A 16,994-nucleotide genomic window follows, 5' to 3' on the forward strand; every position below is an offset into this window, starting at 1 on the left:
CGCCCCCGCCACCGGTGATCGGCGACCGGCGGCGACGGTTTCACCGCCCCCCTGCGCAGCGAAGACCGGTGCGAACCGGCACGGATGCGAGACCCGAACCAGTCGCACCCATCACAGCTGCAGACTGTTACGCGTAGTTAACATTGGATGTCTGAGGGCGTCAAGAGACGTTAAGACGCCCAATCGATCAGCCCAAATCGGGCATTTGTTGGGCTATGGCCAGCTATCTGGGCGGATTTCGTCCAGAGACATCAACCAGTTATGAACGCCGGTCAAAAAATACATCCGATGTATCAACCTGCTGCTCAGCGGACGATGCTGTGCTTGCTCTTCGACAGCCCCTCGATCATGGAGCGCGGGACGTTGAGCGTGTCGGCGCTGACCTGTGGCGGCGTGTTGGCCATCCACTGGGTGGCCGAAATGTCCTCGAAACGCGGGTTACGGAACATCTCGAGGAACACGAGCGGCTCCTTCCCGAGGTTCTCGATGTAGTGCCCGTAGGCGAACGGCACGTAGCCGACGTCGCCCGCCTGGAAGTTGAAGGTCCGCGACAGGCCCGAGCTGGCGAACACCCCCATCCGGCCGAACCCGGAGATCCAGTACTGCCACTCGTCGTCTGTCGGATGCCAGTGCAGCTCACGCAGGCCACCGGGCTCGATCTCCACCAGCGCGGCGCAGATGGTGGTGGCCGCGGTGAAGGTCTTCGAGTCGACGATGCGCACGGTGCCTCCGTCGAACCGGATCGGCTCCTGCGAGAGCATCCGGTGCTTGAACGTCCGGGGCACGTCGCCCGTGGGGCTGACGACCCGGTCGGACTCCAGGGAGGGCGGCACCTGGCCCGGGAAGATGTACTTCTCCTTCTCCGGCATGTTCTCCATCTGCTGCATGGTCCAGCCGAAGTTCTTGGCCAGCACGCTCTTGGGCGTGTTCGCGAAGAAGTCGCTGATCATGAAGGTGGAGTTCTCGGAGAAGTTGCCGTCGTCGAAGACCAGCAGGAACTCCACGCCCTCGTCGAGCGCCTGGATGTAGTGCGGAATGCCCTTGGGGAAGAACCAGAGATCGCCCTTCTGCACGTCGTCGACGAAGTTGCAGCCCTCCTGGTCGACGGCGCCGATCCGGCAGCTGCCCTCGAGGACGTACGCCCACTCGGACTCCTTGTGCCAGTGCAGCTCACGGTAGGCCCCGGGGTTGAGGTGCATGTCGACGCCGGCGAGCGTGGTGGCGACCGGCAGCTCCCGCGCGGTCACCTCCCTGGTCCAGCCGCCCTCCTCGATGCGGGTGTGAGCCATCGAGAAGGAGAACTTCATGTTCGGCAACGTGCCGTGGTCGGTGATCGGCGGAGTGAGCAGGTCCGGATTCTGCAGGTCCAGCTCGATGTTGCGCGGACCCGTGTCGACGCCGCCCTGCCCGTCGCGTTGGGGCTGCGGAATGTTCCTGAAAGTACGGTCGGACATACGTGCTCATCCTTTCGAGCGAGATTAATAAGTGATTCCGGGAAAATCCGGATTGATCAGTCAGCAGGGCGGGACTCCGGGCACGACGTCGGCACAACAGGCGAGAAAACGAACAACGGCCGGCGGGAACGGATTCGGGCGAGACCACGAACACAAGCACGGACACACGAACAAAACGGAGACGAACAATAAAGACGGTCGAGATGGTCGAGGCGGCCGATGCGAAGGCACGCTCGGCCGCCCCGGCTGAGATCCGGCTCCGCCCGTCAGCCGGTCAGAGAGAACCAGGCAGAACGGATCAGAAGAGGAGCGTCAACGGCAGGCAGACCCCGAGCCCGGCTACAAGCGCACCCGTCACCGCGGCGATCCTCGTGGTCAGTGGGGCGTTGACGAGCGAACCCATCAGTGTCCCGTCCCGGCAGAACCGGACGAGCAGGAACAGCGCCACAGGCACGCCCAGCGAGATCACCACCTGGCTCGCGACCAGCAGGCCGGTCAGCGGCACGCCCAGAGTGAGAGCGAGCACGGCAGGTGCCATGGTCACGATCCGGCGCGCGTGCGCGGGCACCCGCCAGCCGAGGAAGCCCTGCATCACCACGTCGCCGGCCAGCGTCCCCACCCCTGACGAGGAGACTCCCGAGGAGAGCAGTGCCACGGCGAACGCCAGGGCGGCCAGCCCGCCGATCCTGGCGGCCAGTTCCCCGTGCGCGGCGACCAGGTCGCCGGTCCAGGCGCCTCCGGTCGCCGCGCCCAGCCCGGCGCCCAGGGCGATCATCGACACGTTGACCACCGTGGCGACGCCGAGGGCGAGCACGCAGTCGAGTCGCAGGGCACGGCGCACCAGCGAGGGATTCCTGCGTGCCGCCTCCGCCGACAACCCTCGCCCCTGCACCAGCGCCGAGTGCAGGTAGACGGCGTGCGGCATGACGGTGGCGCCGACGATGCCCATGGCCAGCACCAGCGAGTCCACGCCGTCGAATCCGGGGAGGAGGCCGCCGACCAGCCCCGCGGCCGACTGATGCCCCACGGTGAGGATGTCGTAGCCCACGCCGGCGCCGACGAGCAGCAGCGCGGCCGCGCTCATGAGCTCGAAGCGCCGGGTACGGCCCTGCCGCCGCAGTTCCAGCAGGAGGAGCGAGACGACGGCCGTCACGGCCGCGGACAGCGCCACGGGCATCCCGAACAACAGGCGCATCCCGATGGCGGCGCCGACGAACTCGGCGAGGTCGGTGGCGAGCACAACGATCTCGGCCTGCACCCACATCAGCCGCGTCCCCCATCGCGGGAGGTGCTCGCGGCACAGCTCAGGCAGGCTCTTCCCCGTCGCCGTGCCGAGCTTCGCCGCCTGGAACTGGACGAGGATCGCCACGAGACTGGCCACCACGACCACCCAGACGAGCAGGTACCCGTAGGTCGCTCCCGCGGTGAGGTTGGTGGCCACATTGCCGGGGTCGACGTAGGCGATGGCCGCCACGAAGGCGGGGCCCAGTATCGGCGCGATCCGCGAACGCGCTCCCGCCGCCGGCGCCCGGTCGCCCCTGAGCGATCCGCCGCGTCTGGGCGATCCGGAGGCGGGGGTCATGCTGCGAACGATCACGTACCTTTCCCCATTCAGGTCGATGTCCGATAAATCAGAGTTTCAGGACGTATTCCGAGAGAAGGGATTTGAGTCACGAATACCCGACCCAAGAGATGCCAACACGGCTAGAGGCCCCAGAAGAAAGTAAATAGGCGACAGGATCCAGGGAACGAGCGATTTCTTCCCTAAATAGGAATTTTCGTAAATCACGGTAAGCATCCCTACCGGATTAATCCCCTCACATCCGTCGATAATTCGACAGGAGGGCCGGTGGTCACCCGGGGCGAACCACCCGAAACACGTTCGCGGAGACTGGAAGACAGGGACGCCGCCGAGGGAAGGGCACACGACATGACCACCGAATCCACGGAGAAGGTCTCGTGGTCGGGCAGGTACTTCGAGGACTTCGCGGTCGGGGACGTGTACCGGCATCCACTCGGGCGCACGGTCACCGCCACCGACAACGTCTGGACCACCCTCCTGACCCAGAACACGATGCCGGTCCACTTCGACGCCCACTACGCAGCGCAGACCGAGTTCGGCCGGAGGCTGGTGGACTCGACGTTCACCCTGGCGCTGGTCACCGGCCAGAGCGTGACGGACGTGTCGCAGCACGTCATGGCCAACCTCGGCTGGGACAGGGTGCGGCTGCCGCATCCGGTGTTCGAGGGCGACACGATCTACTCGCAGTCGGAGGTGCTCAGGCTCAGGGCGTCAGGGTCGCGCCCGGGCGTCGGGATCGTGACCGTCCGCACGATCGGGTTCAACCAGCGCGGTGAGATCGTCATCGTCTTCGAGCGGACGATGATGGTCTACCGGCGCGGCCACGGCCCCGACGTGACGGCCGTGCGTCCGGTCTGGGACGAGCGGGCGCGCCGGGCGGTGGATCGATCATGAGAGTGCGTTCCTGGCTGTTCACGCCCGGCGACCGCCCGGACCGGTTCGCCAAGGCCGCGGCGAGCGGCGCCGACGTCGGCATCCTCGATCTCGAGGACGCCGTCACCCCGGAGAACAAGGCGGCGGCGCGGGCCGCCGTCGCCGACGCGCTGGGCTGGCACGGGGCCTACGTACGGGTCAACGGCGTGGACACCGTGTGGCACGACGACGACATGGCCGCGATCACCGGCCGTCCCGGCCTGCTGGGCGTGCTCCTGCCCAAGGCGGAGAGCCCGGAGGACCTGGACGGGCTCGGCGTCCCCGCGGTCGCGCTCGTCGAGACGGCTCTCGGGCTGGAGAACGCCGCGCTCATCGCGGCGCATCCGGACACCGTACGGCTGGCCTTCGGCAACGTCGACTTCTCCCTCGACATCGGGGCCACCGACGAGGACCTGCTGTACGCGCGGTCCCGCCTGGTGGTCGTCTCGCGGGCCCACGAGATCGCCCCGCCCCTCGACGGGGTGACCGTCGACCTGTCCGATCCGGCGCGGACGGCCTCCGACGCGCGGCGGGCCAGGCAACTCGGCTTCGCCGGCAAGTTGTGCCTGCACCCGCGCCAGGTCGAGCCGGTCAACCAGGCCTTCTCCGTGACCGACGCCGAACTCGATTGGGCACGCCGGGTGGTCGAGGCCGCCGCGGGCGGCGGGGCCGTACGCGTCGACGGCCAGATGATCGACAGGCCCCGGCTCGAACTCGCCCACCGTCTGCTCGCCGAGGAGGGGCCATGAACGCTCCCGCCGACGTGCTCGGCCACATCCCGCCCGGCGCGGACGTGATCGTGCCCATCGGGCTGGGCGAGCCGGTCACGCTGCTCGACACCCTGGAGGCGAACGCCGACCTCCTCGACGGTGTGCGGATCCACCGGATGGACCCCTACCGGGAGCGGGCCTACATCCGCGGGGAGTTCGGCGATCATCTGCGGCACGTCGACTACTTCCTCGGCCCCGGCTCGCGCGAGGCGTTCTGGGCGGGCCAGGTCGAGCTGGTCCCCACGCACTTCAGCGAGGCGGCCCTGCTGATGCGGCGCTCGACCAAGTGCACGATCGCGCTGGCCATGGTCAGCCCGCCGGACAGGCACGGATACGTCAGCCTGGGCACCAGCGCCGACTACACCGCCTCGTTCATCGGCGAGATCCCGTTCTTCGTCGAGATCAATCCGAACATGCCGCACACCTTGGGTGAGAACCGGCTCCACGTCAGCCAGTTGGCGGGGTGGTGCTCCTCCGACCTGCCGCTGATCGAGATGCCGCCCGCCACGCCGGACGAGCGCGATCTCGTGATCGCGGGGCACATCGCCGGGCGCATCCCCGACGGGTCCTGCCTCCAGGTCGGGGTCGGGCGCATTCCCAACGCGCTGCTGTCCGCGCTCGTGGACCACCGCGACCTGGGGGTGCACACCGAGGCGTTCTCCGAGGGGATCATGGACCTCGTCGAGAAGGGCGCGGTCACCGGCACGCGCAAGCGGCGGCATCGCAACGAGCACGTCGCCACGTTCTGCGTCGGCACGCGACGGCTGCTCGACTGGCTCGACCACAACGAGGCCGTGTCGCTGTTGCCGGCCGCGTGGGTCAACGACCCGCGCGTCATCGCCAGGGAGCCGAACTTCGTCTCGATCAACGCGACCAGCGAGGTCGACCTCATGGGCCAGGCCGCCAGCGAGACCATCGCCGGGCGCTACTGGTCCGGCTCGGGCGGCCAGTCCGACTTCGCCCGGGGCGTGCAGTACTCCGAGGGCGGCCAGGGATTCCTGGTGCTGCACTCGACCACGAGCACCGGGCTGGGAAGGATCAACGTACGGCTCACGCCGGGCAGCGTCGTGACCACGCTCAAGAACACCGTGGACAAGGTCGTGACGGAATACGGGGTCGCCGAGTTGCGCGGCAGGAGCCTGTCGGCGCGGGCGAAGGCGCTCATCGAGATCGCCCACCCCGACCACCGCGAGCGGCTCCGGCACGACGCGGAGCGGGCCGGCCTGTTCAGCTGACCGGGACGCCGCTACGTGCTGGTGGCCTCCAACGGCGGCGCGCCGGACCACCCGTTCTGGTACCTGAACCTCCTCGACTGCGCGGACGTCACCGTCCAGGTCGGCGCGGAGACGTTCGCCGCCAGGGCCGAGGTCGCGCAGGCCGACGAGCGGCCCCGGCTCTGGGAGCTGATGGTCTCGGTCTTCGCCCGCTACGCCGCCTACCAGGCGCAGACCGACAGAGTGATCCCCGTCGTGGTCGTCACCCGGACGCCGGAACCGCTTGTCACAGGGACTTGACAGACCTATTGACAAAGAAACTTTACAGTAATACGTTTCCCGGCGGCGGCCTGGCCACAAGCCGGGCGCCGCCGTACCCGCCCGCCCGGACGGCGCACCCGGGCGGTGATTCGCCTGCCTTTCAGAGGGCTGCACGACTCAGAAGGCTTCACCGACCGCACCCGTCCGCGGGCGTCTCCCGCCGCCCCGGGACGGGCGAAGAACGACGTCCGCCATGTGCGCACCGGACTGCGGGGCGTACCGCGGCAAGAGGAGATCCTTTGACTCTGGGACGCGACGACACCGGCCTCATCCCTCCCCCTCCCCGGCGGCGCCGGCCCTTCATCCCGGCCCTGGCGACTGTGGCCGCCGCCGCCCTGACACTCGCGGTGGCCCCGAGCGCCGGCGCCGCAGCCGGCACAGCAGTTGGTACAACGGCCGGTACAACAGCCACTGCGGCCGCCCCGCCCACCGGCTTCACAACCGTTGTCAACGTCGGCAGCGGCAAGTGCGTGGACGCGCGGGCCGCCGCCACCGCGAACGGCACGGCCGTCCAGCAGTACGCCTGCAACGGGACCGGCGCCCAGCTGTGGCAGTTCCAGGCGACCAGCGGCGGCTACTACCGCGTCAACGTGAGCACCAACACCGCCCAGTCGTGGGACGTCAAGGACGTCTCCGCCGCCGACAACGCCCCCATCCAGCTGTGGAGCTACTCCAACGGCAACAACCAGCAGTGGTTGCCCGTCGAGGAGGCCGGCGGCGCCTACCACTTCGTCAACCGGTACAGCGGCAAGTGCCTGGACGTGCCCGCGGCCTCCACCGCGGACAGCGTCCAGCTCGGGCAGTACACCTGCAACGGGACGGCGGCGCAGAGTTTCACCATGGGCACTCCCTCGACTCCCCCACCACCCCCCGGCACCCCCGACCTCGGGCCGAACGTCTTCGTCTTCGACCCGTCGATGCCCGCCTCGACCATCCAGAGCCGCCTGAACTCCGTGTTCGGCCAGCAGCAGTCCAACCAGTTCGGCAACAACCGCTACGCGCTGCTGTTCCGGCCCGGCTCGTACAACGTCGACGTGAACGTGGGCTTCTACACCCAGGTCCTCGGTCTCGGCATGTCCCCCGACAACGTGACCATCAACGGGGGCGTGCACGTCGAGGCCGACTGGTTCCAGGGCAACGCGACCCAGAACTTCTGGCGCGGCGCCGAGAACCTCTCGGTGAACCCCCCGTCCGGCACCGACAGGTGGGCCGTCTCGCAGGCGGCGCCCTACCGCAGGATGCACGTGCGGGGCAACCTCAGGCTCGACGACGGAGGCTGGTCGAGCGGCGGCTGGATCTCCGACTCGAAGATCGACGGTCAGGTCAACTCCGGCAGCCAGCAGCAGTGGCTGACGCGCAACTCCCAGATCGGCAGCTGGACCGGTGAGAACTGGAACATCGTGTTCACCGGGGTGACCGGCGCGCCCGCGACCACCTTCCCCAACCCGTCCTACACGACGGTCGGCACGACGCCGGTGGTGCGGGAGAAGCCGTTCCTCTACGTCGACCAGGCGGGCGCCTACCAGGTCTTCGTGCCCGCGCTGCGCTCCAACGCCCAAGGCGCGACCTGGACCTCGGGGACGACGGCCGGCTCCTCGATCCCGATCGACCAGTTCTTCATCGCCAAGCCCGGCAACTCCGCCGCCGACATCAACGCCGCGCTCGCCCAGGGCAAGAACCTGCTGTTCACCCCGGGCATCTATCACCTCACCGACACCATCAGAGTGACCAGGGCCGACACGGTGGTGCTCGGTCTCGGGCTGGCCACGCTCCAGGCCGACAACGGCGTCATGGCCATGTCGGTCGCGGACGTCGACGGCGTGAAGATCGCCGGCCTCCTCATCGAGGCGGGCACGACCAACTCGCCGCTGCTGATGCAGGTCGGCCCGGCCGGTTCGACGCAGAGCCACGCGGCCAACCCGACGTCGCTGCACGACGTGTTCTTCCGCATCGGCGGCCCCATCGCGGGCAAGGCCACCCAGAGCCTCGTGATCAACAGCCACAACGTGATCGGCGACCACATGTGGCTGTGGCGGGCCGACCACTCGGACAGCTCCCATCCCGGCACCGTCGGCTGGACGGTCAACCCCGCCGACACCGGGCTGGTCGTCAACGGCGACAACGTCACGATGTACGGCCTGTTCGTCGAGCACTACCAGAAGTACCAGGTGATCTGGAACGGCAACGGCGGCCGGACGTACTTCTTCCAGAACGAGCTCCCCTACGACCCGCCCAACCAGTCAGCCTGGATGAACGGCTCCACCCAGGGCTGGGCGGCCTACAAGGTGGGCAGCTCGGTCACCAGCCACGAGGCCTGGGGGCTCGGCAGCTACGCGTACTTCAACGTGAACCCGAGCGTGGTCGAGGCCCGCTCCTTCGAGGTGCCGAACACGCCGAACGTGAAGTTCCACAGCTTGATCACCGTCTCGCTCGGCGGCACCGGAACGATCAGCCACATCATCAACGACACGGGCGCCGCGGCCAATTCGTCGCACCTCGAGTCCCCCCTGGTCAACTACCCGTAAGGGGCGCCGGCTCGCGGATTCGGCAACTCACGGTGAAGCCCGCGCCGCTCCCGGCGGCGCGGGCTTCCGCGCCATCGGCGGTGAAGTGCCTCAGCCGGCGGACAGCATGTCCTCCGTGGAGGACCGGCGGACGGTCGGGCGTTCACGTTTGCGACGCACCGGCATCGTGCACCTGAATCCCCAACGACTCCGGACCCGGGCACCGAGGAGATCCTCGAGCCCGCGCTCGAGGCGGTTCGCGGGACCAGGCTCCGGCCGGGCACTGATCCACTTCTGGGAAGGAGGCGCGAGCCGGGCCGTCTCCGGACACTCGGAGCACTGCTCCTCAGCCGCCGGTCCGACGGCGGGGAGCCGGGCGACGAAGCGGGCACCGCCCGAAGCCGTGCCGTCCACCTCCAAGGTCCCCCCATGGGCTCTGATGATCTCCCTGGCGATCGACAGGCCCAGTCCCGCCCCGCCCTTCCTGCGATCCCGGGCTGCGTCGAGCCGGGCGAACGGCTCGAAGATCCGCTCCCTGTCCGCGGCGGCCACTCCCCCGCCGTCGTCGGTGACGGACAACTCGGCCGCCTCACCGTCCCACCGCACCTCGACGCGGATCGAGCTCTTGGCATGGCGGTAGGCGTTGTCCACCAGGATCGCCACCACCCGCCGGACCTGGAAGCGGTCGGCGTCGACGACGACCCCGGCGTCACCCCCCGTCACGAGGAGCACAGGCGTCCCATAACGGTTCCCGTAGCTCAAGACCTCGAGCCCGACCAGATGGGCCAGATCGAACCGTTGCCGGTCGATGGGCGCGGTGGACTGGGCCCGTGCGAGCGTCAGCAGATCGGTCACGATCGTCTGCAGGCGGTCGACGTTCCCCAGCGCGCGATCGAGCAGCTCGCACAGGTCGGTCTGCTCAGGGTGCAGCCGGGCCTCCTCCAGTTCGACGCGCAGCGCCGCGACCGGCGTGCACAGTTCGTGGGCGGCGTCGGAGGCGAACCGGCACTGCACCTCGGTCGGCGAAGGCTCCCGAGGTGCGTCGACGGCCGTGGTCTCACGGTCGGACGGTGGGATCGAGCCGGTCATCGATGGTTCCTTCCTTGGTCGGGCTTTGTCGGCCACTCGCCACCATTCCAGACAACCACGATCGACCGGCCCATAGCGTCTTTGACCAGGCCCTATCCAGACACGGACCAGCAGGGCCACCCTGAGCCCTCAAACTGTGCCATAGGGCACATAATGGACGAATGGACCGCCTCGTGAGGCTGGGGGACTTCCTCCGCTCACGCCGAGCCCGCCTCCAGCCCGTCGAGGCGGGAACGGTCGCTCATGGCCGTCGACGGGTCCCTGGACTGCGGCGTGAGGAGCTGGCGCGACTCGCCGGCGTCAGCGTCGAGTACTACACCCGGCTGGAACAGGGCCGCAGCAGGAACGCCTCCCCTACGGTGCTCGACGCCATCGCCCGCGCGCTCCGGCTCAACGAGACCGAACGTGATCACCTGTTCGCGCTGGCCAGCCCCCTTCTGCACCCGATCCGCGATCATCCCGGCACCAGGCAGCGGGTGCCGCCCGCCACCTACGAGTTGCTGGACACCCTGGAGCAGGCCGGCGTCCCCGCGTGCGTGCTCAGCCGGTGCCTGGACGTCTTGGTCGCCAACCGGCCGTACCGTGCCCTGCTGATGTGGTCGGACGACAGACCGGCCCGGGACAGGAACCTGGCGAGGTTCTGCTTCCTGGATCCGAGCGCACGCGAGTTGTACGCCGACTGGGAGACCGTGGCGGCCGACCTCACCGCGGTTCTCCATTTCGCGGTCGGCAGGCATCCCGGCGAGCCGAAACTCAACGAGCTGATCGGAGAGTTGCTCGAAGACGAGGACTTCAGGCGGGTGTGGGCCGCCCACCACGTCCACGAACGGACCTCGGGAACGAAGGGCTTCCATCATCCGATCGCCGGAGACATAACGACGACTTACCAGATCCTGCGCCTCCCCGAGGAGCAGGAGCAGTTCCTGTGTGTCTGCACGGCCGCCCGGGGATCACCGTCCGCCTCGTCCTTGGCCCTGCTCGTCAAGTGGGCGACATCCGGCGATGCCCCTCACCACGACCAAAAGTGACGTAAAGCACATACTGGACACATGAACCGCCTCGTGAAGCTGGGGGACTTCCTCCGCTCACGCCGAGCCCGCGTCGACCCCGAAAGCGTCGGGTTGATCGTTCGCGGACACAGACGCGTCACCGGGCTGCGCCGCGAGGAACTGGCCCAACTCGCCGGCGTCAGCGTCGACTACTACACCCGGCTGGAACAGGGCCGCAGCAAGAACGCCTCCCCCGTGGTGCTCGACGCCATCGCCCGCGCACTTCAACTCGGCGAGACAGAACGCAAACACCTGTTCCATCTCGCCAACCCCATCTGCATCCCGACCCGCTGCGGGAAGGTCCGCCCTCAACGCGTACGCCAGGCGACCCACATCCTGCTCGACACCCTGGAGCGCGGCGACATCCCGGCCGCCGTGATCGGCCTTGGTACGGACATCCTCGCCGCCAACCTGATGTTCCGCGCCATGATGACCGGCTTCGACGCCATGTCGCCACGCGAACGCAACCTGGCGAGATTCGTCTTCCTGGATCCCCGGTCCCGGGCGCTCCACCTCGACTGGGAGGTCATCGCGGCCGACGCCACCGCCATGCTGCGCTTCTCCATCGGCAGGCATCAGCACGACCCTCGGCTCCATGAGCTGACCATGGAGCTCTGCCTGCACAGCGAAGACTTCCGGCGGATCTGGGACGAACACCACGTCATCGATCGCATCTCCGGGACCAAGCGCTACCAGCACCCGGCCGTCGGCGCGTTCACCCTCGGCTACCAGGCGCTCACCCTTCCCGGGGACGCCGACCAGATGCTGCTGATCTACACCGACGATCCCGCCTCGCCGTCCGGGAGCGCCCTCCAACTCCTCGCCAAGTGGGCGAGATCCAGCGACTACGACGCCTCGGACTCCCCAGCCCGTTCCCCAGCCTGACCGACCTGACATGTGAGCTCAATGTCCGGTTAAGAACTCTGTGACGCCCCGGTGACATCCCGTCGTTAGCGTCGCAGGAATGTCCTCCAAGATCGGCAAGGTCCTGGCCGCCGGCGCCGCCGTCGCGACGATCGGCGTCCTGGCCCCCAGCGTCCCCGCCACCGCGTCTTCCGGCCTCTCGTCCTCCGGTCACCCGGTGAAGGTCACCGTGATGGCCAGCTCCGACATCCACGGAAACGCCGTCAACTGGGATTACTTCAAGAACGCCGAGTACGACGACAGCGCGCACAACGACGTCGGCCTGGCGAAGATCTCCACCCTGGTCAACCAGATCCGCGCCGACCGCGGCGCCGACCACACGTTGTTGTTCGACTCCGGCGACACCATCCAGGGCACCCCGCTCGACTACTACTACGCGAAGGTCGAGCCGGTCACCGAGACCGGCAAGACTCACCCGATGGCCAAGGCGATGAACGCCATCGGATACGACGCCGTCACGCTGGGCAACCACGAGTTCAACTACGGCCTGCCCCTGCTGGCCAAGTGGATCGACCAGATGAAGGCGCCCGTGCTCGGGGCCAACGCGGTGTCGGCGAGGACGGGTCTCCCGGCGTACCAGCCGTTCATCATCAAGACGATGAAGGTCAAGGGCGAAAAGCCGATCAAGGTCGGCGTCCTGGGCCTCACCAACCCGGGCATCGCGATCTGGGACAAGGGCAACGTCGAGGGCAAGCTGAAGTTCCTCGACCTGGTCGCGACCGCGAAGAAGTGGGTACCGGTCATCCGCGCCAAGGGCGCCGACGTGGTGCTCGTCACCGCGCACGCCGGCGACAACGGCATGTCCTCCTACGGCTCGGACCTGCCCGTGGAGAACGCCTCGGCCATGGTCGCCGAGCAGGTCCCGGGAATCGACGCCGTCCTGTTCGGCCACGCCCACAACGACGTGCCGCAGCGGTTCGTGACCAACAAGGTCACCGGGCAGCAGGTGCTGCTGACCGAGCCGGGCCGGTGGGGCCAGCGCCTGTCGGTGGTCGACTTCACGCTCACCAAGCAGCGCGGCAGGTGGACCGTCTCCGGCAAGTCCTCCACCACGTTGAACGCCAACACGGTCGCCGAGGACCCCAAGATCGTCGCGCTCATGAAGGAGCAGCACGACAAGACGGTGGCCTACGTCAACCAGGTGATCGCCCAGTCGAAGGAGCAGCTGTCCGCCGCGGAGTCCCCGTACAAGGACACCCCGATCCTCGACTACATCCAGAAGGTCCAGACCGACCTGGTCAGCAAGGCCGTCGCGGGCACGCCCGACGCGTCCCTGCCGGTGTTGTCGATCGCCGCGCCGTTCAGCCGCAGCGCGGTCTTCCCCGCGGGACCGGTGAGCGTGCGCGACATGGCCGGCCTGTACGTCTACGACAACACCCTGCTCGGGATCAAGCTGACGGGCGCCCAGATCAAGGACTACCTGGAGTACTCCGCCAGGTATTTCAATCAGGTCGCCCCGGGTGCGCCGATCGACCTCAGGAACCTCACCAACGCCGGCGGCACCCCTGACTACAACTACGACCAGCTGTCCGGCGTGACGTACGACATCGACATCTCCAAGCCGGTGGGGCAGCGGATCGTGGGCCTGTCCTACCAGGGGCAGCCGGTCGCCGCCGACCGGCAGTTCGTCGTGGCGATCAACAACTACCGGCAGTCGGGCGGCGGCGGCTTCCCCGGCGTGACCACGGCGCCCGTGGTCTACAACGCCCAGGTGGAGATCCGCCAGGCGCTGATCGAGTACGCCACCGCGTCCGGCACCATCGACCCCGCCACCTTCGCCGAGGCCAACTGGAAGCTCGTGCGCGAGGGCGTCCCGGTCTTCTGAGCCGAGTCGGCTACGGGGATCCGGCGTGAATCTCCACGCCGGGTCCCCTCCCTTTTCCGGCCTTTCGCTAATCTGGCGCCTGGAGGTACAAATGGGGTTCATTTCGCGCGGTTTTCACGGCCGGCCCAGAGATGAGGGCGTGAAGCTGCCACCAGGCCAATACCTGGTCCACGACTTTCCGGTCCTGTCGGCCGGGCCGACTCCGAGGGTTCCGCTGGACCGCTGGGAGTTCGCCATCGACACCGAGGACGGGCGGACACATCGCTGGTCGTGGCGGGAGCTGATGGCCCTCCCCAGCGAGACCCCCACGGTCGACCTGCACTGCGTCACCAAGTGGTCGAAGCTCGGCACCGCCTGGAAGGGGGTGTCCCTGGACACCCTGTTCGCCGACGTCGAGTCGAGCGCCGAGTACGCCCTCGTGTACTCCTACGGCGGCTACACGACGAACCTCCCGGTCGAGGACCTGCTCGACGGCAAGGCCTGGATCGTCTACGAGTTCGACGGGGAGGAGTTGGCCGCCGCGCACGGCGGCCCGGCCCGGCTCCTGGTCCCCCACCTCTACCTGTGGAAGTCCGCCAAATGGGTTCAGGGCATCCGGCTCCTGAACGAGGACTGGCCCGGATTCTGGGAGACGGCCGGCTACCACAACTACGGCGACCCGTGGCGCGAGCAGCGCTACCAGGGAGATTGAACGGCCGCAGACTGGTCTGGCGCATCGCCAGGCTGGTCGAGATTCGTGACGAGACCCCGAGTGCGCGCACCCTGGTGTTCCAGATTCCCGACTGGCCCGGGCATCTGGCGGGCCAGCACGTGGACATACGGCTGACCGCCGAGGACGGCTACAGCACCCAGCGCAGCTACTCCATCGCCGCTCCCGCAGACGGTGAACGGGTCGAGCTGACCATCCAGCGGGTGCCCGATGGCGAGGTCTCGCCGTACCTGTCCGAGGAACTCGCCGTCGGCGACGAGGTCGAGATCCGCGGGCCCGTGGGCGGCTGGTTCGTGTGGCGGCCGGACGGCACCGCACCCGTGCTGCTGGTCGCGGGCGGTTCGGGGATCGTCCCGCTGATGGCCATGATCCGCGCCCGCCGTCAGGCGGGCAGCCGCACTCCGTTCCGGCTCGTCTACTCGCTGCGTGAGCCGGGCGAGCGCTACTACGCGGGGGAGTTGCGCCGGCCGGACCCGGGCCTGGACGTGACCTACCTCTACACCCGCGTCGTCCCCGACGGCTGGGCCCGCCCGCCCGGCCGGCTCACCGTGGCCGATCTGAACACCGGCGGCTGGCCGGCCGACTTCACGCCCGCGTGCTACGTCTGCGGGCCGACCGGCTTCGTCGAGACGGCCGCCGACATCCTGCTCGCCATGGGTCACGACGCACGTGCGATCAAGACCGAACGATTCGGCCCCACCGGAGGGTGACATGACCGAACCCGCTCAGGACTCCTATCAGGACGGCAACGCCCTGGCCGGCCCGCTGCGCGAGATCTTCGCCGTCGACGTCACCGCGGCCGGGGGCCAGTGCGTCCACTGCGGCCTCACCGGGCCGGTCGCCTCGCTCCGGGTGTACGGCCATGCCCCGGGGCTGGTGGCGCGCTGCCCCGGCTGCGACGAGGTCGTGCTCCGCCTCGTCCGCGGGCCCGAGAGCGCGTGGCTCGACCTGCGCGGGACCGTTTCCCTGCGCATCCCCCTGCCCGCCCAGGGCGTGCCGGACGGGAGCGAGGCGGGACCGGCCTAACTTCGCATGCCGGGGGCGTCGGCACCCGGCGTTTGTGAGCGGTCGCCTGATACCGGTCGAGGATCGCCTGTGAGACGACCTCCTCGACCGTCGTTCATGACCGCTCGATTCCGGCCGGCTGGGGGTAGCGGGCGCCGTTGACGGTGACCCGAAGCGTGTAGACGCCGGTCCCCGCGGTGATGAAGAGGTCGTTGCGCCTGGGACCGCCGAAAGTGAGGTTCGCGACCGATTCGGGCAGCAGGAGCTTGCCGATGAGCGTGCCGTCCGTGTCGAAGCAGTGCACGCCGTCCCAGGCGGCGGCCCAGACCCGTCCGGCGTCGTCCACCCGGAGACCGTCGAAGCGTCCGTTGTCGCATTCGGCGAAGATCTTCCCGCCGGCCAGGTCGCCCTCGGCGGTGACGTCGAAGGCGCGGATGTGGCTGGGTTCCTGCCGGGTGTCGGCGATGTAAAGCCGCTGCTCGTCGGGTGCGAAGGCCAGGCCGTTGGGCCGGCAGAAGTCGTCGGCGACCACGCGCAGGTCACCGCTGGCCGGGTCCAGGCGGAACACGTAGCAGGCGCCGCCGAACTCGCTGTCGCCCTTGTCGCCCTCGTAGTCGCTGAAGATGCCGTAGCTCGGGTCGGTGAACCAGATCGTGCCGTCGGCGCGGACGACCACGTCGTTGGGGCTGTTGAGCCGCCTGCCCTGATACCGGTCGGCCAGCACGGTGACCGCGCCGTCGTGTTCGGTGCGGGTGACCCGCCGGTTGCCCTGCTCACAGGTGATGAGCCGGCCCTGCCGGTCGACGGTGTTGCCGTTGGCGTGACCGGAGCCGTGGCGGAAGACCCCGACGGCGCCCGTGGTCTCGTCCCAGCGAAGGAGCCGGTCGTTGGGGATGTCGCTCCACACCAGATAGCGCCCGGCCGGGAAGTACGCCGGGCCCTCGGTCTTGCGCGAGCCGGTGTGCAGCCGTTCGAGGACGAAGTCGCCGTCGATGTACCTGAAGCGTTCGTCGAGCATCTGGAACCGGGCGGGGATGGTGTCAGCCATCGCGAGCTCCTCATCGTGATCCGATTACCGTTCGACGCAAAGCTAACATTGCCAAATGTAGTATGGTCAATCACTTATACGGCTAGCTCACGTTCTAAGAGTTGGGGTGCGATGGACGGCATAGACCGGGCACTGCTGGCGGCGTTGCAGGCCGACGCCACGCAGGCGTACGCGGACCTCGGCAAGGCGGTGGGGTTGTCGGCGGGATCGGCCCACGAGCGGGTACGCAAGCTGCGCGAACGCGGGGTCATCCGGCGCACAGCCGTCGACGTCGATCCGGCCGCCGTCGACCGGGGCGTGCTCGCGTTCGTCATGCTGCAGGCCAACGTGTGGATGGGCGACCCGCCGACCCGCGACGCCCTCGCGGCCATCCCCGAGATCCAGGAGGCCCACATCATCGCCGGGTCCGCGTCGCTCCTGGTCAAGATCCGCGCCTCGACCCCGGAGCACCTGCAGGGAGTACTGCGCCGCGTCTTCGACGTCGAAGGCGTCACCGGCACCCAGACCATCGTCGTGCTGGAGACCTTCTTCGAACGGCCGCTGGACATCTCTGATCCCGACGCGGCCGGGTGACGATCAGTACGGCAG

The 16,994-nt window shown here is 68.4% G+C and carries 16 protein-coding genes; 12 read left to right on the forward strand and 4 right to left on the reverse strand.

Going from position 1 to position 16,994, the window contains the following annotated elements; genetic code table 11:
- Positions 1–305: 305 nt before the first annotated feature.
- Entirely contained in the window at positions 306–1,454 is a 1,149-nt protein-coding gene (locus Pph01_RS33095; protein WP_204077124.1) for an oxalate decarboxylase family bicupin, read from the reverse strand.
- Between the two features lie 298 nt (positions 1,455–1,752).
- Positions 1,753–3,036, reverse strand: a complete 1,284-nt coding sequence (locus Pph01_RS33100) for an Nramp family divalent metal transporter (protein WP_204077125.1) — start codon at positions 3,034–3,036, stop codon at positions 1,753–1,755.
- A 348-nt stretch (positions 3,037–3,384) separates the two neighbouring features.
- On the opposite strand from Pph01_RS33100, the gene Pph01_RS33105 reads away from it, so the two are divergent.
- The 5 genes from Pph01_RS33105 (at position 3,385) to Pph01_RS33125 (ending at position 8,778) form a co-directional block, all read left to right on the forward strand.
- Positions 3,385–3,930 (forward strand): MaoC family dehydratase, encoded by a 546-nt coding sequence (locus Pph01_RS33105; protein ID WP_204077126.1) that lies wholly within the window; start codon positions 3,385–3,387, stop codon positions 3,928–3,930.
- On the forward strand, positions 3,927–4,697 hold the full coding sequence (locus Pph01_RS33110) for an HpcH/HpaI aldolase/citrate lyase family protein (protein ID WP_204077127.1): 771 nt from the start codon (positions 3,927–3,929) through the stop codon (positions 4,695–4,697). The genes Pph01_RS33105 and Pph01_RS33110 overlap by 4 nt, the downstream gene beginning before the upstream one ends.
- A complete protein-coding gene (locus tag Pph01_RS33115) occupies positions 4,694–5,953 on the forward strand; it encodes an acetyl-CoA hydrolase/transferase family protein (protein ID WP_204077128.1) in 1,260 nt (419 codons plus the stop codon). The genes Pph01_RS33110 and Pph01_RS33115 overlap by 4 nt, the downstream gene beginning before the upstream one ends.
- A 15-nt stretch (positions 5,954–5,968) precedes the next feature.
- Positions 5,969–6,232, forward strand: a complete 264-nt coding sequence (locus Pph01_RS33120) for a nitroreductase/quinone reductase family protein (RefSeq protein WP_204077129.1) — start codon at positions 5,969–5,971, stop codon at positions 6,230–6,232.
- A gap of 260 nt (positions 6,233–6,492) precedes the next feature.
- Positions 6,493–8,778, forward strand: a complete 2,286-nt coding sequence (locus tag Pph01_RS33125; RefSeq protein ID WP_204077130.1) for an RICIN domain-containing protein — start codon at positions 6,493–6,495, stop codon at positions 8,776–8,778.
- Between the two features lie 90 nt (positions 8,779–8,868).
- Here the strand turns inward: Pph01_RS33125 and Pph01_RS33130 are convergent, their stop codons facing one another.
- A complete protein-coding gene (locus Pph01_RS33130) occupies positions 8,869–9,846 on the reverse strand; it encodes a sensor histidine kinase (protein WP_204077131.1) in 978 nt (325 codons plus the stop codon).
- 161 nt (positions 9,847–10,007) lie between these two features.
- Between Pph01_RS33130 and Pph01_RS33135 the strand changes: the two genes are divergently transcribed.
- The 6 genes from Pph01_RS33135 to Pph01_RS33160 all read left to right on the forward strand — a co-directional run bounded on the left by Pph01_RS33135 (position 10,008) and on the right by Pph01_RS33160 (position 15,379).
- Positions 10,008–10,874 carry a helix-turn-helix transcriptional regulator gene (locus Pph01_RS33135; protein ID WP_204077132.1) on the forward strand — a complete coding sequence of 289 codons (867 nt, stop codon included), beginning with the start codon at positions 10,008–10,010 and terminating at the stop codon, positions 10,872–10,874.
- A 21-nt stretch (positions 10,875–10,895) separates the two neighbouring features.
- A complete protein-coding gene (locus Pph01_RS33140; protein WP_204077133.1) occupies positions 10,896–11,780 on the forward strand; it encodes a helix-turn-helix transcriptional regulator in 885 nt (294 codons plus the stop codon).
- 79 nt (positions 11,781–11,859) lie between these two features.
- Complete coding sequence (locus Pph01_RS33145; RefSeq protein ID WP_204077134.1) at positions 11,860–13,644, forward strand: bifunctional metallophosphatase/5'-nucleotidase; 1,785 nt, start codon at positions 11,860–11,862, stop codon at positions 13,642–13,644.
- A 91-nt stretch (positions 13,645–13,735) separates the two neighbouring features.
- Positions 13,736–14,335: a molybdopterin-dependent oxidoreductase gene (locus tag Pph01_RS33150; RefSeq protein ID WP_204077135.1), complete on the forward strand. Its 600-nt coding sequence runs from the start codon at positions 13,736–13,738 to the stop codon at positions 14,333–14,335.
- The gene (locus Pph01_RS33155) at positions 14,332–15,063 is read left to right on the forward strand and encodes a ferredoxin reductase (protein WP_239117194.1); all 732 of its coding nucleotides are present in this window, start codon (positions 14,332–14,334) and stop codon (positions 15,061–15,063) included. The genes Pph01_RS33150 and Pph01_RS33155 overlap by 4 nt, the downstream gene beginning before the upstream one ends.
- A gap of 1 nt (position 15,064) precedes the next feature.
- Positions 15,065–15,379 carry a DUF6510 family protein gene (locus tag Pph01_RS33160; protein WP_204077137.1) on the forward strand — a complete coding sequence of 105 codons (315 nt, stop codon included), beginning with the start codon at positions 15,065–15,067 and terminating at the stop codon, positions 15,377–15,379.
- Between the two features lie 94 nt (positions 15,380–15,473).
- Here the strand turns inward: Pph01_RS33160 and Pph01_RS33165 are convergent, their stop codons facing one another.
- Positions 15,474–16,406 (reverse strand): SMP-30/gluconolactonase/LRE family protein, encoded by a 933-nt coding sequence (locus Pph01_RS33165; protein WP_204077138.1) that lies wholly within the window; start codon positions 16,404–16,406, stop codon positions 15,474–15,476.
- Positions 16,407–16,517: 111 nt separating this feature from the next.
- Here Pph01_RS33165 and Pph01_RS33170 point away from each other — a divergent pair, with 111 nt between their 5' ends.
- Complete coding sequence (locus tag Pph01_RS33170) at positions 16,518–16,979, forward strand: Lrp/AsnC family transcriptional regulator (RefSeq protein ID WP_204077139.1); 462 nt, start codon at positions 16,518–16,520, stop codon at positions 16,977–16,979.
- Positions 16,980–16,994: the final 15 nt, after the last annotated feature.

The sequence above is a fragment of the Planotetraspora phitsanulokensis genome, assembly GCF_016863295.1.
Taxonomy (GTDB): domain Bacteria; phylum Actinomycetota; class Actinomycetes; order Streptosporangiales; family Streptosporangiaceae; genus Planotetraspora; species Planotetraspora phitsanulokensis.

What these genes read in the sequence shown, in the direction of transcription:
- Pph01_RS33105 (WP_204077126.1), top strand. Translation starts at nt 3,385, where the DNA reads ATGACCACCGAATCCACGGAGAAGGTCTCGTGGTCGGGCAGGTACTTC.
- Pph01_RS33100 (WP_204077125.1), bottom strand. Translation starts at nt 3,036, where the DNA reads ATGACCCCCGCCTCCGGATCGCCCAGACGCGGCGGATCGCTCAGGGGC.
- Pph01_RS33150 (WP_204077135.1), top strand. Translation starts at nt 13,736, where the DNA reads ATGGGGTTCATTTCGCGCGGTTTTCACGGCCGGCCCAGAGATGAGGGC.
- Pph01_RS33110 (WP_204077127.1), top strand. Translation starts at nt 3,927, where the DNA reads ATGAGAGTGCGTTCCTGGCTGTTCACGCCCGGCGACCGCCCGGACCGG.
- Pph01_RS33145 (WP_204077134.1), top strand. Translation starts at nt 11,860, where the DNA reads ATGTCCTCCAAGATCGGCAAGGTCCTGGCCGCCGGCGCCGCCGTCGCG.
- Pph01_RS33095 (WP_204077124.1), bottom strand. Translation starts at nt 1,454, where the DNA reads ATGTCCGACCGTACTTTCAGGAACATTCCGCAGCCCCAACGCGACGGG.
- Pph01_RS33160 (WP_204077137.1), top strand. Translation starts at nt 15,065, where the DNA reads ATGACCGAACCCGCTCAGGACTCCTATCAGGACGGCAACGCCCTGGCC.
- Pph01_RS33170 (WP_204077139.1), top strand. Translation starts at nt 16,518, where the DNA reads ATGGACGGCATAGACCGGGCACTGCTGGCGGCGTTGCAGGCCGACGCC.
- Pph01_RS33165 (WP_204077138.1), bottom strand. Translation starts at nt 16,406, where the DNA reads ATGGCTGACACCATCCCCGCCCGGTTCCAGATGCTCGACGAACGCTTC.
- Pph01_RS33135 (WP_204077132.1), top strand. Translation starts at nt 10,008, where the DNA reads ATGGACCGCCTCGTGAGGCTGGGGGACTTCCTCCGCTCACGCCGAGCC.
- Pph01_RS33130 (WP_204077131.1), bottom strand. Translation starts at nt 9,846, where the DNA reads ATGACCGGCTCGATCCCACCGTCCGACCGTGAGACCACGGCCGTCGAC.
- Pph01_RS33140 (WP_204077133.1), top strand. Translation starts at nt 10,896, where the DNA reads ATGAACCGCCTCGTGAAGCTGGGGGACTTCCTCCGCTCACGCCGAGCC.
- Pph01_RS33115 (WP_204077128.1), top strand. Translation starts at nt 4,694, where the DNA reads ATGAACGCTCCCGCCGACGTGCTCGGCCACATCCCGCCCGGCGCGGAC.